General features: G+C 61.0%; 19 protein-coding genes. 6 read left to right on the plus strand and 13 right to left on the minus strand.

Annotation, left to right across the window (positions count from 1 at the left end; all coding sequences use genetic code 11):
• Positions 1-427 precede the first annotated feature (427 nt).
• Positions 428-1,105 (minus strand): DUF1013 domain-containing protein, encoded by a 678-nt coding sequence (locus B2344_RS09835; RefSeq protein ID WP_290480310.1) that lies wholly within the window; start codon positions 1,103-1,105, stop codon positions 428-430.
• A gap of 135 nt (positions 1,106-1,240) precedes the next feature.
• A complete protein-coding gene (locus B2344_RS09840; RefSeq protein ID WP_290485125.1) occupies positions 1,241-2,218 on the minus strand; it encodes an NAD(P)H-quinone oxidoreductase in 978 nt (325 codons plus the stop codon).
• Positions 2,219-2,311: 93 nt separating this feature from the next.
• Here B2344_RS09840 and B2344_RS09845 point away from each other — a divergent pair, with 93 nt between their 5' ends.
• Positions 2,312-2,497 carry a DUF1192 domain-containing protein gene (locus B2344_RS09845; protein WP_034817216.1) on the plus strand — a complete coding sequence of 62 codons (186 nt, stop codon included), beginning with the start codon at positions 2,312-2,314 and terminating at the stop codon, positions 2,495-2,497.
• A 63-nt stretch (positions 2,498-2,560) separates the two neighbouring features.
• A complete protein-coding gene (locus tag B2344_RS09850; protein WP_206991780.1) occupies positions 2,561-3,109 on the plus strand; it encodes a DUF1465 family protein in 549 nt (182 codons plus the stop codon).
• A gap of 17 nt (positions 3,110-3,126) precedes the next feature.
• Here the strand turns inward: B2344_RS09850 and B2344_RS09855 are convergent, their stop codons facing one another.
• The gene (locus tag B2344_RS09855) at positions 3,127-4,185 is read right to left on the minus strand and encodes an acyltransferase family protein (protein WP_290485126.1); all 1,059 of its coding nucleotides are present in this window, start codon (positions 4,183-4,185) and stop codon (positions 3,127-3,129) included.
• 56 nt (positions 4,186-4,241) lie between these two features.
• Positions 4,242-4,841, minus strand: coding sequence for a TetR/AcrR family transcriptional regulator (locus B2344_RS09860; RefSeq protein WP_290480313.1), 600 nt, complete (start codon positions 4,839-4,841; stop codon positions 4,242-4,244).
• A gap of 151 nt (positions 4,842-4,992) precedes the next feature.
• Between B2344_RS09860 and B2344_RS09865 the strand changes: the two genes are divergently transcribed.
• Positions 4,993-5,616 (plus strand): carbonic anhydrase, encoded by a 624-nt coding sequence (locus B2344_RS09865; RefSeq protein ID WP_290483748.1) that lies wholly within the window; start codon positions 4,993-4,995, stop codon positions 5,614-5,616.
• 18 nt (positions 5,617-5,634) lie between these two features.
• Here the strand turns inward: B2344_RS09865 and B2344_RS09870 are convergent, their stop codons facing one another.
• Genes B2344_RS09870 through ppa form a run of 3 tightly spaced genes read right to left on the minus strand, consistent with a single transcriptional unit; the run spans position 5,635 to position 7,981 of the window.
• Positions 5,635-6,258, minus strand: coding sequence for a LysE family translocator (locus tag B2344_RS09870; protein ID WP_290483749.1), 624 nt, complete (start codon positions 6,256-6,258; stop codon positions 5,635-5,637).
• Positions 6,259-7,425: a sialidase family protein gene (locus tag B2344_RS09875; protein WP_290485127.1), complete on the minus strand. Its 1,167-nt coding sequence runs from the start codon at positions 7,423-7,425 to the stop codon at positions 6,259-6,261. It abuts the gene before it with no gap.
• 19 nt (positions 7,426-7,444) lie between these two features.
• A complete protein-coding gene (gene ppa, locus B2344_RS09880) occupies positions 7,445-7,981 on the minus strand; it encodes an inorganic diphosphatase (RefSeq protein ID WP_034817227.1) in 537 nt (178 codons plus the stop codon).
• Between the two features lie 172 nt (positions 7,982-8,153).
• On the opposite strand from ppa, the gene B2344_RS09885 reads away from it, so the two are divergent.
• Positions 8,154-8,564 (plus strand): MAPEG family protein, encoded by a 411-nt coding sequence (locus B2344_RS09885; RefSeq protein ID WP_290485128.1) that lies wholly within the window; start codon positions 8,154-8,156, stop codon positions 8,562-8,564.
• Positions 8,565-8,571: 7 nt separating this feature from the next.
• Here the strand turns inward: B2344_RS09885 and B2344_RS09890 are convergent, their stop codons facing one another.
• The 4 genes from B2344_RS09890 to B2344_RS09905 form a co-directional block, all read right to left on the minus strand.
• Positions 8,572-9,186 (minus strand): TIGR02466 family protein, encoded by a 615-nt coding sequence (locus B2344_RS09890; protein ID WP_290485129.1) that lies wholly within the window; start codon positions 9,184-9,186, stop codon positions 8,572-8,574.
• Positions 9,187-9,274: 88 nt separating this feature from the next.
• Entirely contained in the window at positions 9,275-9,610 is a 336-nt protein-coding gene (locus B2344_RS09895) for a hypothetical protein (protein WP_290485130.1), read from the minus strand.
• 153 nt (positions 9,611-9,763) lie between these two features.
• Complete coding sequence (locus B2344_RS09900; RefSeq protein ID WP_290485131.1) at positions 9,764-9,949, minus strand: hypothetical protein; 186 nt, start codon at positions 9,947-9,949, stop codon at positions 9,764-9,766.
• A gap of 102 nt (positions 9,950-10,051) precedes the next feature.
• Positions 10,052-10,180, minus strand: a complete 129-nt coding sequence (locus B2344_RS09905) for a hypothetical protein (protein ID WP_290485132.1) — start codon at positions 10,178-10,180, stop codon at positions 10,052-10,054.
• Positions 10,181-10,379: 199 nt separating this feature from the next.
• Here B2344_RS09905 and B2344_RS09910 point away from each other — a divergent pair, with 199 nt between their 5' ends.
• Positions 10,380-10,859 carry an Hsp20 family protein gene (locus B2344_RS09910; protein WP_290485133.1) on the plus strand — a complete coding sequence of 160 codons (480 nt, stop codon included), beginning with the start codon at positions 10,380-10,382 and terminating at the stop codon, positions 10,857-10,859.
• Between the two features lie 79 nt (positions 10,860-10,938).
• On the opposite strand, the gene B2344_RS09915 is transcribed toward B2344_RS09910, so the two are convergent.
• Positions 10,939-11,931 (minus strand): glutathione S-transferase family protein, encoded by a 993-nt coding sequence (locus B2344_RS09915; RefSeq protein ID WP_290485134.1) that lies wholly within the window; start codon positions 11,929-11,931, stop codon positions 10,939-10,941.
• Between the two features lie 135 nt (positions 11,932-12,066).
• Here B2344_RS09915 and B2344_RS09920 point away from each other — a divergent pair, with 135 nt between their 5' ends.
• The gene (locus B2344_RS09920) at positions 12,067-13,116 is read left to right on the plus strand and encodes a glycosyltransferase (protein WP_290485135.1); all 1,050 of its coding nucleotides are present in this window, start codon (positions 12,067-12,069) and stop codon (positions 13,114-13,116) included.
• Here the strand turns inward: B2344_RS09920 and B2344_RS09925 are convergent.
• Positions 13,113-13,568, minus strand: coding sequence for a bifunctional diaminohydroxyphosphoribosylaminopyrimidine deaminase/5-amino-6-(5-phosphoribosylamino)uracil reductase RibD (locus B2344_RS09925; protein WP_290485136.1), 456 nt, complete (start codon positions 13,566-13,568; stop codon positions 13,113-13,115). The genes B2344_RS09920 and B2344_RS09925 overlap by 4 nt on opposite strands.
• Between the last annotated feature and the right edge of the window lie 71 nt (positions 13,569-13,639).

Raw genomic sequence — 13,639 nt, forward strand, 5'->3', positions numbered from 1 at the left:
GGACCGTCGCCCCAACCCGCACCGTCCTGACCCTGCCCCCACAACCAGAACGGTACCTGATCCGGCTCCTGTGAGGGCAGGAGGTTAGTATAGGGTAGGAAGCTGTCAGACGGATTGGAGACCAAACCCTCACCCCGAAGATACCTGCGCAGGCAGGTATCCATCTCCTGCTGCTCCCTCATGTGCATGGGTAGAAGTCCCGAGATGGACCCCTGCCTACGCAGGGGGCATCGGGGGGAGGAGTGGTCTCTATCCCACAAACCGTATCCTCGGCGCATGCCGGGGTCTCCTGCCGAAGCCAGACGGAGCCAGCCGGACGAAACCCCGGCATGCGCCGGAGAAGTGGGGGAGGGGACTGGCGTCCCACTCCACAAAAAAAGGCCGGCGCTGAGGCCGGCCTTTTCGAGTTTGTTCTGCGAGGGCGTGCCTAGCTGAAATTCTTGAAGATGTCGTCTGCGGACACGCTGCCGCCATTGTCCTCGGCGGGCTTTTCTTCGGGTTCGTAGGCGCTCGCTTCGTCCTGTGCCGGGGCAAGGCCCGGGCCTTCGAACTTCTCGGCCTTCTCGGCTTCCAGTTTGCGGCGCTTGTCAGCCGATTTCGCGATCACTTCATCAAGCTCGATCTGTGTACAGAGGCCGAGCGTCACAGGATCGACCGGACGGATGTTCGGTGAGTTCCAGTGCGATTTGTCCCGCACATTGTTGATGGTCGACTTGGTTGTGCCGATCAGCTTAGAAATTTGCGCGTCAGAGACTTCGGGGTGGTTGCGAATGAACCATGCCACGGCGTCGGGCTTGTCCTGACGGCGGATGACCGGTGTATAGCGGCTGCCCTTGCGCTTTGGCTGTGGGATATGAGCGATCTTGGAGGCAGCCTTCTTCAGCTTGTAGGCTTCATCGCCCTCGCCCTTGCGGATTTCTTCGCGCGACAGCATGCCGCCCGCAATCGGGTCAACGCCGCGCATGTTCTCGGCCACGTCGCCATCGGCGATGCCTTTGACTTCCAGATAGTGGAGGCCGCAAAAATCTGCGATTTGCGTAAAGGTGAGGCTGGTATTGTCGAGCAGCCAGACGGCGGTCGCCTTGGGCATCAGAATATCTGACATGGGGAACTCCCTGAATGAAATGGCCGCCAGAAATGCAGCCGCCCGACACATCGTGCCGGGCGGTCGGGTTTCAGACGTGCCTTAAACCTTGCTGGCCTTATAATGCCATGTCTGGGAAATTGAAAGCCGTGCGCTTCACCAGACCAGCACAATCTTGCCGGAATGGCCGCCCTTGGCCATCAGGGCCTGAGCGGCTTCGGCTTCGGCCACCGGGAACGCCTGTTCCAGGATTGGCCGGATTTTGCCGGAGACGACATGGGGCCAGAAATCCTGCTCGACCGCATCGCGGATGCGGCGCTTCTCCTCGACCGGCCGGGCCCGCAGGGTCGTGGCGGCAAGGGTCAGGCGTTTCATCAGGACGGGCGCGAAATTCACCTCTGCTGTGAAGCCGTTCATATAGGCGATATTGATGATCCGGCCATCCGGGCGGGAAACCGAGATATTCTTCTGGATGTAATCCCCGCCCACCATGTCGAGCGTGACGTCAACACCGCCATCTTCCTTGACCACTTTCTCGAAATCTTCGGTTTTGTAATTGATCGCGCGATCTGCGCCGAGCTCTCTGGAGAGCGCGCATTTGTCGTCTGATCCGGCGGTTGCGTAGATTTTTGATGCGCCAGCGATCCTGGTCATTTGCAGCGCCATGACGCCGATCCCGCTGGTTCCGCCATGACACAGGAAGGCTTCACCCTTCTGGAAGTGAACCCGGTCGAATACGTTCGCCCACACCGTCATCAGCGCTTCCGGGAAGCAGGCAGCATTTACCATGTCCATGCCGTCTGGAACGGGGAAAAGCGAGCCTTCGTCGACCGCCGCAAACTCGGCATAGCCACCCCCGGCGAGAAGGCCCGCAACCCGGTCGCCGGTGTTGAATCGGCTGGTGCCATCTGACGTTTCCACAACAGTGCCGGAAATTTCCAGACCCATGATGGGGGAGGCGCCGGGGGGCGGCGGATAGGCGCCGCGGCGCTGAACCAGATCTGCCCGATTGAGACCCGAAGCGGCCACTTTGACCAGCACTTCACCCGGCTTCAGGTTTGGTTTCTCAAAATCGCCGAGCTTGAGCGGCGCGCCCTCTTCAACCAGGACGGCTTTCATCATTTCTGTTGCCATGTCGCTTGTGTTTTCCCTTCTGACTCCAGAGTCGCATCTAGGCAGCGTTTCTGCTTTGATAAGGGCTGTAACACGAATTGAAGGGTGACCCCCATGGCCGCATCTGATGAAGAGCCAATTCTAGTCAACACACCACAGACGCTGGAGCAGATGTCGGTGCAGGAATTGCATGAACGTATAGAAGTGCTCCAGGCAGGCATCGCAGCCTGCGAAGCGGAGATCGAGAAGAAGAAGTCGCAGAAATCTGCGGCGGATGCCCTGTTCGGGGGCGGCAATTAAGCGGGTGGAAAGGCTGGATTGATAAAGTCCAAATTTCCACCCCCGCGTATAGAGGTATCATTCATGGCGGCAGACACGTCACCAGACGATCAGCTCGACATCCAGGACGGGTTTACCGGCGGCAAGCTGTTTGACACGGTTTTTGCGCGCGGCATGGCACTCGTTGAAGAAACGGCCTCCTATCTGGACGGTCCGGGTCGCGAGGCTGCGACGACCTTGCCCCGTGAAGCTGGCCTCACCTATTCGGCCTGGAGCATGGAACTGACGACGCGCCTGATGCAGGCGGCGAGTTGGCTGGTGATGCAGAAAGCTGTGCGCGATGGCGAAATGCGTCGCGACGAGGCTGCGGCTCGCAAGTACCGAATCCGCCGCGAAGAGCCGGCCCTGGACGCGGCGGCACAGCAAGGTCTGGGCTTGCCGACGCGGTTCCTGGATCTGGTTGCGCGGTCGGAAGCCTTGTTCGAGCAGATTTGCAGACTGGATGACGCGCTCTATGGCCAGTCCCGCAAGCCGATGGCCGCCAATCCCGTGATCGATCAGATCAGCCAATTGCAACGGGCTGCCGAAACCGGCGCGTTTGACCCGTTGATGGTGTGGCACCGCGCCAAATAAAGGCGCACCTTTTCCAATCAGGCTTCTTCGACCCGGTCGGTGGCTGATCCGATCAGCTGGCCGCCCCGGCTGAGTTCCGCGCCCTTGAGGCGGAACCTCATCGGTCGACGATAGAGCGCCTTGAGCGGGGTCCGACGCACGAGCCGGTGAAACGCCAATGACAAGGCGATCGCGATCAGGCCAATCGCCAGGCTGGTAAGGCCGGGCTCTGGCAGGAGGCCACTCCGGACCAGCAGGGTTTGCGCGGCCGTCATGGGCAGGAAATAGGTCAGATAGATCACGAACTGCGCCCGCCCGATATATTGCATGGCCGCGCCATGCCGCGTGTTGGCCAAGCGTGTCGCCAGGGCGATCAGGGCAAACGCGCCAGCAAAGCCGAGCACCAGGCTGATAATGGGCAATGTGGCCGTACCCTGCGCGACCAGGACCGTGTTGATGGCGGCCCAGATGATCAGTGCGACCGGTACATCCGAGAAGCCCTCGGACAAGCGGGCTGCAAACCGGCGGAACAGGTTTGCTCCGTGATAGCCTGCGAAGAAGAAGACGAAATACTGCGCGAAAGTATCAATTACGAGCCAACCCGTCTGGATCATGCCGGCCGCATGCGCCGTCTGGAGCAGGGCGGCCACAAGCAGGATTTTCGTCGGTGCGCTACGGCGTGCGAGCCATGTGGTGAGATGAAACAGCGCCAGCATGGGCAGGATCCAAAGCCCCGATGTGGGCTGTGCCAGACCGCTCAGCATTGCGCTCGCAATGACAAGCGGGTTTGACGTGACGTGCGGTGCGTAGAGGATGACGGTCTGGATGATCAGCCAAACGACGTAGAAATAGACGAATCGGAGCACTTTTCGATCGAGAAACGTCGATTTCGATCCGAATAGCGTACGGGGAAGGAACAAGCCGGACATGATGAACAGCGTCGGCAGGATGATGGGAGCTGCCCAGGCGGCGGCAAAGTGCATCCAGTTGGACTGGCCCGTCATGGCGACATACCCGTAGACAGACTGCGCCAGGACCAACCCGATAATGCAAACGCCCTTGGCGTAATCGACCCAATTGATGCGTGTAACAGACATGCAATGCCCCCGAAAACTTCAGGAGCAGCTCTGCAAATTTCACGCCATACGCGAAATCAGCTCGCGGCGTACACTTTCAGGAAGTTTGCGGACTGGGCACTACAAAAGCCCTCCCGCACAGGTGCGCGCATGATCAGAATACGGTGCCAGAGAGGCCCCAGCATTTCTTCAATCGCTTCATCAAGATCGAAATCACGTCGAATCACGCGTTTTCCGGCCAATTCGGCGAGGAGCATGCGCATGGGCATACGAATGTCGCGGTTCATCCAGGCGCGCCACAATTCGCCAGCATCCTTGTCGTCAGCAGCGGCCGTCAAGGCGACCCGCAGAACCGCGTGCCCGGCTCCGGTACGTGCGGCGGCCTCCAATGGCACGATGAGCGTGGTAATCCGTTCTTGCGGATCGCGCCCGCCATCCGGGCTGTCGGGGATCAGGGCCAAAGCCGCATCGACACACATCGCGCCGATTGACGGCCACCATTTGTAGATGGTCTGTTTGGATGCGCTGGCACGTTTGGCGACGCCATCTACGCTGAAGCCGCGCCAGCCATTCTCCGCCATCTCTATGCGTGTTGCGTCCAGAATGGCGGCCTTGGACGCTTCACTGCGCGTCGGCCCCTTCCGGGAAGACTTGCTGGTCTCCGAGGGCGTGGGCATGAACAACTCCAGTTTCTTGAATGCTGCGCTGCACTAGGTACAGCTTTTGTCAGCCAAGCATAAGGGTGAAGTAGTAAACAAACTCCCGTTTCCGCTTGCCGCGACTGCAATATGCACTAGTCAGTGCTACAGAGAAACAGGAGTTGTTGGCATGAATACGGTCGAGGATCTGCTGCAAGGGTATCGCAGCTTCCGGAAGGGAATCTACTCAAAACAGGCTGCATTGTATCGGGAACTGGGCGAAGGCCAGAATCCGCGCATCATGCTGATTGCCTGCGCCGACAGCCGGGCCGAGCCTTCGGACATTTTCAATGCTGCGCCGGGCCAATTGTTCGTCGTCCGTAACGTTGCCAATCTCGTGCCGCCCTATCAGCCGGATGACGGCCTGCACGGCGTGAGCGCCGCCCTCGAATATGCGGTCAACGTGTTGAAGATAGAGCACATCGTGGTGATGGGACATGGCGGATGCGGCGGTGTCGCGGCCTCTTTGGCCGGGGAAGGCACACCGGAAATCGGCGAGTTCGTGACGCCTTGGGTACGCTTGCTGGAAGCGGCACGCGCGCGCGTTGTGGAAAGCGGATCGATCAATCCGCAATTTGCCCTCGAATTGGAAGGTGTGGAAACGTCTCTCGGAAACCTGATGTCGTTTCCATTCGTGAAGCGGGCGGTCGAGGCGGGCGAGTTGGAACTGCACGGCGCCTGGTTTGCGATCAAGCATGGCGAACTGCACTGGCGGAACCCGAAAACCAGCCGGTTTGAGGTGATCGAGCCCTGATTCGCCCCGGAGTGGCGGTCAGTTTCCACTGGTCATAAGCGCCGCGAACAGAGCCGATACCAGCATGGCGGACGCGGCCAGGCGATTGAACCATTTCGTGAAGACGGGCGACTGGAACCGGCGGTTCATGGCGTCTGCAAGCCAGGCATAGAAGGCGAGGCCGAACATTTCGGTGATGGTCACGGTCAGCATGATCAGCAAGGCTTGCTGGACGACCGGCTTGTCCGGATCGAAATAGCTTGGCAGCAACAGGCCGAAGAAGACGAGCGCATTCGGGTTGAGCAATTGCAGGCCAACGCCGCGACCAAACAAATTGGACTTCGCAGGCGCCTGATCTGCGCGGGCGCGAGGCCGGTGCGGGTCTGCGGTGGCCATTGTCCAGGCCAACCAGGCAATGAAGCAGATGCCGGCAATCTTCAGGCCCATCAGCACGAGCGGGGCCTGCGCCGCAAAGGTGGCGATGCCGGTTGCGGCGAGGGAAATCCAGACAAGATTGGCGGCGGATACACCTGCGGCAGGGACCAGCGCGGTCGGCGCGCCATAGCGCAAGGATGCGCTCATCACCATCATGACGGCCGGGCCGGGGGTCAGGCCGCCAGCGAAGAACAGCGCCATCAGCGCGAGCCAGACTGACAGGTCCATTCAGCGCGCCTCCAGCGCGGAAAGGGGAATTCGGGTCAGTTCGACGTTTTCCTTGTTTGCGGTGTAGGCAATGAAGAGGAAATCGCCTGCGACCCAGCTTTTCGGATAATGATAGCCCGGCCGCTTGTAGAGGCCCTCGGTGCGCAGGGGCTGCAGGTCATCGGCGCCGCGCAGGAGAAAGGCGCGGTCGAACACGTGGCCATCTTCTGACAGCGACAGGACGAGGGGAATGCGCAGTTTGTCGCCTTTTGGCGCGTGAACGAGAAAGGCGGTGCCACCGGGTAAATTGCCCGCGCTTTGCTTCGTGCGTGCATCAGGCATGGCAGTCAGCTGCGGACGACTCCAGCTTTCGCCACGGTCGCAGCTTTCCGATGCAAGCTGGCGAAAGCTCGACGCCTGATCGCGGAAGACCATGATAAGACAGTCGCCGCGTTGAAACAGGCTGGGTTCCAGCTCCCGGCTCATGGGCGGGTCAGAGGGAAGGTTCTCGAACGCGCCAGCCTGCCATCCCGTCAATCCGAGCGGGTCGTCGGTGTAGAAGGGGCGCGCCCGGATACCGGGGCGCACATGGAAGGCGGTGTGAAGGCGGCCGTCATACAGGTGCGGATCCTGCTCGATCACGCCATTCACCGGCATTCCGTCTGCGCCGAGCACGGGGCGGGGCTCGGACCAGGTTTCGCCGTCATGGCTGAGGCGATAGGCGGTGTAGCCGCCGGTGCGTTTGTGGAAGCCTTCCGGCCAGACATTGATGAAGGCGATGAGCGTTTCGCCATCAGTCCACCAGCCGCCGCTGGAGCGGATCTCCTCGCCATCAGACGGTGTGGTCAGGGGACGCGGCGCGCTCCATTGATCGCCATTGTCGTCGCTGACTGAATAGGCAACCCATGTGTCCGGGGCGTCTTCATCGCGGGCCGAGCTTTGCCATTGAACGAAGACGCGGCCCTTGAAGGAGATGGGCACGGCACCGTTGCTGAACTGGTCCGTGCCGGGGCCGGGCCGAAATACGGTGATGGCCTTCGCGCCGGGCAGGGGCGAGAGGCCGAGATCGGGCGCTGAGGCGTCATACAGATCGGCCGCCGGTGCATGCAGCGCCGACGGCCGGTCTTGCAATTGGGTGCAAGCAAAAAGCGGCAGGATCAGGCAAAGTGCGAACAGGCGTTCAAACATTTGCATCCCGCCGCTGCGATCAGGCGCCTTCTGCCTGGCCGCGCTTGACGGCGGCTTCGATCAGTTCGCGGGCTTTCTCGATGCCGTACCAGCCTTCGATCCGGGTCCACTTGCCTTTTTCGAGGTCCTTATAGTGCTCGAAGAAGTGGGCGGTCTTGTCGATCAGGGTCTGCGGCAGATCGTGATAGGTCGCGATCTTGTCGTAGTATGACGTTAGCTTGTTGTGCGGCACGGCGAGGATCTTCTCGTCCGGGCCCTTGTCGTCGGTCATCATCAGAACGCCGACGGGACGGGCGCGCACGACCGAGCCCGGCACCAGTGGACGATTGCCGACAACCATCACGTCGATCGGGTCGCCGTCGAGGCTGAGTGTGTGCGGCACGAAGCCGTAATTACAGGGATAGCGCATCTCGGTGTAGAGATAGCGGTCCACGAACATCGCGCCGGAATCCTTGTCGATCTCGTATTTGATCGGGTCGCCGCCGAGCGGGACCTCGATGAGCACATTGATGTCGTCTGGCGGATTGTCGCCGGTTTTGATTTTGGAAAGGTCCATAAGACGGCTCGCATCTGGCTGGAAGGTTGAAACACGGTGTGGGGTGGCGATGACGCCTGAAACAGATTGCGTCAAGAGTGGCAGTGACGCGGGAGGGTTAATGCAGCTTTTGTGCCCGAATGCTTCCCACTCGCCCAAATGGGGTTACTCTGCCGTCTGGGAGGTACACCAAATGCATTCAACACTTATTCTTTGTAGCGCGGCGCTGGTCATTCTGACCCTGTTGCTGGGCTTTTGGGTTTCGATCACGCGGGGGCGCACCAAGACCATTGCCTATGGCGCAGCGACTGACCCGACGGGGCCGATGATGAAAGCCGAGCGGGCGCATGGAAATGCCGCTGAATATACTGCGCTTCTGATCGGGCTTTTTGTCATCACCGGCTTTGCCTATGCGGGGCGCGACCTTGGAATCGCCGTGACGAGCCTTGTGGTGGCGATCACCCTATCTCGTTTTCTGCATGCGCTCGGCTGCCTGGTCTGTGCAACGCTGGAAAAGCCGCATCCGCTTAAAGTCCTGGGTGCGCTCGTCACCTATGTTGGCGGACTGGCGCTGGCGATCATGGTGATTGGAAAAGTGCTTTAGGCGCCCGTCAGTCGCGCTTCAGGGCGTAATTGAAACTGATCGAGAGTCGCGGTTCCTCGCCCATATTGGCGGGGACTTCATGGCGCAGCCAGCTTTCCCACAGGATGGCGTGGCCGACTTCGGGCTCAAGATAGACAAAGCGGCGGCGGTCTTCTGGCGCGTCATCGCGCAATTGCGGCGCGGCCATCATGCGCGACAGGCGCGGGTCTTCCAGTTTCAGCCGAGACGCGCCGTCTGGCGTGGAGACGTAATAGGTTCCTGAAATCACGCTGCCGGGGTGGATATGATTGGAGTGGCCAAAGCCGGGCTCCAGAATGTTCACCCAGATCGCGTCGAGTTCCAGGGTGAAGCCCTCCATGTCCCAGTCGAGTTCCGTCGCAAAGTCAGCCGCGACGGCATCGAGCAAGGCTTTCAGCTCCGCAAATTCCGGGAACCGGTCCGGCAAGTCGTCGAGAGATGCGTAGGATGTGTACCCGCCATAGCCTTCGGTCTCGCACCACGCATTCCCCGCGGCGTCATCCTCGGCCAGCACCCAGCAGACATGTTCGAGCCGTGTCGCCAGATCGCTATCGCCGACGGGCTGGGTCCGCACCAAAGTGGGGAAGAGGGTCTTTGTGGTCATGGGCCGCTCTTTAGGCGGAGCAAGGCGCAAAAGAAAGAGCCCGCCACCTTCTGCAAGGTCGCGGGCTCATCTGCAGAACTTGGCCGCTCTATTCGGCAGGCTTGACGAATTTCAGCGTCATGCGGTCGCTTTCGCCGATTTCGGCATAGGCAGCAGCGTAAAAACCGTCCGGAGTGTTGCCTTCCCGGTCCTGCGTGGCGTTGACCGGGGCCAACGTCCAGACCCCAAACGGGTGATCCGCAGTATCGGCCGGATTGGCATTGATTTCGCTGGCTTCGACAAACTCGAACCCGGCCGCTTCGGCGAGGGATTTGACATAATCCTCATGGACGTAACCCGAAGAGGCCGTCGGGTCCTGTGTGGCCGTTGAAGGCAGGCGATGTTCGACCACGCCCAACACGCCGCCGGGCTTCAAGAGCGGCATAGGCGTCCGTGAAAAATTTCTCGGTGTATCCGCCGCTCATCCAATTGTGGAGGTTGCGGAAGGTCAGTACGACATCGGCTGTCCCAGGCCTCGGTCAGCGGGCCACTCTCGGCCGAAAAGGCGCTGTATTCGATGGTGCCGAATTTCGGGTCGTCATAAGTTCGCCTGGAATTCTGCAAGGCGCTCGGCGATGCGGGCGCGACGGTCTTCATCGCCAATATTCGGGTCGAAATAGGCTGCGACCAGTGTGCCACCGCCACTGGCAAGATAGGGCGCGATGACATTTGTGTACCAGCCGCCGCCGGGCCACAGCTCGACCACTTTGTCATCCGCTTCCACCCCGAAGAATTCGAGCGTTTCTTTCGGGTGACGCCAGGCGTCGCGCGCCTTTTCGGCATCGCGTGCGGTGTTCGCCAGCGATCGCGGCGTCCAGCGGCGAGGCTATCGGTCGAGGCCGTCTCGACCGGCGGGGTTTCGGGGGCGGGTGTCTCTGATGCGGGTGTCATCGGGCTGGCCGCAAGCTGCCAGAACCAGTGCAGACAGGGCGATCATCGGGGTCAATTGCTTCACAGGGTGTCTCCTCAACAGGCCTCTTGAACCTCTCCTTACGCTACCCACATAGATCATGTCACGGTGCCGTAAATCGGGCTGTGACCGGTATCTGTCCCAACGCCGAATTCGGGTTGGTTCTTTTCAGGTCGCTGAACATCCATCCGGGCGCTCCCCGAACGGGTTGCCCGCAGTTGCTTGATTTAAGAGGACTGAACACATGAGCAATATCGACCTTACCCCCCTTTACCGCACGGTTGTCGGCTTTGACCGGCTCGCAAGCATGATCGACCAGGCGTCCCGCCTCGACGGCTCGCAGGGCTATCCGCCGTACAATATCGAACGCGTCGATGACAATGCCTTCGCCATCGAGATTGCGGTCGCCGGGTTCACCGAAAACGACCTCGAAATCGAGACGAAGGAAGGCTTGCTGACCGTGGCTGGCAAGCGCGGCGAGAATGAAGACGGCGAGGGCCGCAACTATCTGCATCGCGGCATTGCCCAGCGCAGCTTCATCCGGCGCTATCAGCTGGCTGACCATGTCATCGTGACCGGTGCCAATCTGCAGCATGGTGTGCTGCGCATCGACCTCGTCCGCGAGCTTCCCGAAGAGAAGAAGCCCCGCAAGATCGAGATCGGCGCTCCGGCCCAGACCGAGCCGAAACTGATCGGCAAGAAATCGGCCAGCAACGCTGCCTAAAAGCAGAGTGCTGACCCGATAAAAGAACGGCGCGTCCAGAGATGGGCGCGCCGTTTTTGATTGGGGCTTCGCTAAAGCGTCAGCCGAAGAATTTGGCGCAGCCGGCGTCTGACAGGAAGCTCTTCAGGGCGTCGTCGCTGAGCGAAGAGCCCACGGCCTTGCGGACGGAATCATAGGCGCGGGCGGCATAATTCTGCGTGGTTTGGGCGAAATTCCCGCCTTCGACGGAGGCCGACACGTCCTTGTCACCGCGCTCGGCGGCTTTGGAATTGGCCTTGGCCCAGGGCAGATAGGTTTTCGAGACTTCCTCGGCAAAGAGCGGCGTCAGCGTCGGCGTCAGCTCTTCCAGTGTGGCGAAAGGCGCGCCCGGTTTCGGGTCTTCCATGTTTTCGATCCATGCGACCACGAAGGGCGCATGCTTGGTCAGCCATTTGGCCGGGGTCTTGTCCATCATCAACTGCTGGAACTGCGCGGCCAGCGCGAAATCTGCCGCCGACGGACGACCGCCAAAGATGTAGAGATGGTCGGTCAGATGCGTATTGAGCAGGGTGGAGAACCGCTCGAATGAGGCCTGCAGCACTTCGGCATTGCCGCTGTCGGCGCCGACCAGGGACAGGCGATCCGCCATACGGTCTGCGATCTGCTTCTGGGCCTTCTTGTAGGCGCGGGGGCGCTTGCCGCCATAGAGCTGGACCAGCACACGCAGGGCAGCGTCTTCGCGGTCGGGCTTCTGGCTCCAGCGTTCGAGGAACATGATCTTGTTCAGCCACTCATCGGCATAGTCTTCGAGGATCAGGGCGAGCGTCGAGGTTGCGACGTCATCCGGCACGGCGGATGGCTCGGGATGATCTTCTTCAAGGGCGGAGATGATCGCGGTCGAATCCTGGTTGGCCTTGCGGGTGGGAGAGACCAGCAGCGGCACAGACGCGACCTGGGCCAATGCCTGGAACTCTTCTTCGTTCTCGCGCGAACGGGAGACCCAGTCGAAATCGATATTCTTGTAGCGCAGGAACGACCGCACTTTCTGGGAATAGGGCGAGGTATCTGCGCCGAAGAGGCGATAATCGGACATGGGCATACGGCTTTCATTGTGTTCGGCCCCTGTCTGTAGGCATTTCATCCCGCACTGCCAAGGAGCGTTTGCCGCAGCTGGTGATAATGGGTATGCGCTCGGTCAGAACTTGTTGGACACTGAAAGGAACGGCAGATGCGGATCATGCACGTGATGGCGGGCGCGAAAGAGGGCGGCGCAGAGAACATCATGCTGGAATCCGTGTTGGCGCTGGCAGAGGCCGGTTTGACCCAGCATGTGGTCACGCGCCCGGACAACCCGTTCCGCGTCCAGAAATTCCGCGAGTCCGGGATTGGCGTGGATGTGGCCGCCTTCAACAATACCTGGCCCTTCCCGACGCGGCGCGTGATTGGCGACGCGATCAAGGTCTTCAAGCCGGATGTCATCGAATACTGGATGGGCCGCGCCGGGCAATACGCGCCAAAGGAATACCGCAACCGGTCGATTGGCTGGTATGGCGGCTATTACAAGCTCGCGCGCTTTGTGAATTGCGAATGGCATGTCGGCCTGACCATCGACCTGCTGCGCCATATCCGCGAGCAGGGCGTTCCGGACGATCGCTCCGCCATCATCCATACCTATGCAGACTTTGAAGGCACCGATCCGGCCAGCCGTGCGGCGCTGGATACGCCGGAGGATGCGCCCGTTGCCCTCGCTCTCGCGCGCCTGCACGAGAAGAAGGGCCTCGACACACTGCTGGATGCGACGGCAAAAGTGCCGGGCCTGTATGTCTGGATCGCGGGCGATGGTCCGATTGAGGCGGAGTTGAAAGCACAATGCACCAAGCTCGGCCTCGACGACCGGGTTCGCTTCCTAGGCTGGCGCAATGACCGCGGCGCGTTGCTGGCGGCCTGCGATGTGGTGGCCTTCCCGTCCCGCTACGAGCCGTTCGGCACGGTGACCGTTGATGCCTGGGCGGCGTCCCGCCCGCTGGTGGCGGCGGATGCGGTTGGCCCGGCGGCCTATGTGAAGAATGAAGTGAACGGGCTGCTGATCCCGAAGAATGATGTCGACGCGCTTGCCACGGCGCTCAGCCGGGTGATCTCGGACAAGGCGCTGGCGGCGAAACTCGTCGAGGGAGGCCGCGCCTCCTATGAGCAGCAATTCAACAAGGCGGCGTTCCAGCGGGATTCGGTGGCATTCTACGAAAAGATCATCGCCCATGCCGGGCCGTTTGCCCGCTAGAGCACGCTTTCGAAGAATCTGCGGTAGAGGCGCTGGCTTTCGCGCTGGCCGAGGCCGATCTGGACATGAATGCCGGCGTCCCTGAGGGCGCGGATGCCGCCATTGGCGACAGGGTGCGGGTCCTCGACCGCGCAGACAACGCGGGCAATGCCGGCCTCCAGCAATTTCACGGAACAGGATTTGCCGCCCTGCGAGCGTTCACGGCATGGTTCCAGCGTGACATAGGCTGTGCCGCCACGCGCCGCCTCGCCCGCCTCTTCCAGAGCGATTTCTTCTGCATGCGGCCTGCCGCCAAGGCCGGTGACGCCCGCGCCCACCACATGGCCTTCACGATCGAGAATGATGCAGCCAACCGAGGGGTTCACCCCGGTCAGGCCGTGGTTCAGCCGGGCGAGGCTGTGGGCCCGTCCCATCATGCGCCGGTCGCGCCGCCGGGACAGGCGCAGGCTCATGGCAGTTTCGGAAGCGGCTTGCCGCGTTCTGCATCCAGATAACGGACCGAAATTGGCTTCAGATCATCGTC

Origin of the sequence: Hyphomonas sp. UBA3195 (assembly GCF_002366485.1) — a bacterium.
In the GTDB taxonomy this organism is placed as follows: domain Bacteria; phylum Pseudomonadota; class Alphaproteobacteria; order Caulobacterales; family Hyphomonadaceae; genus Hyphomonas.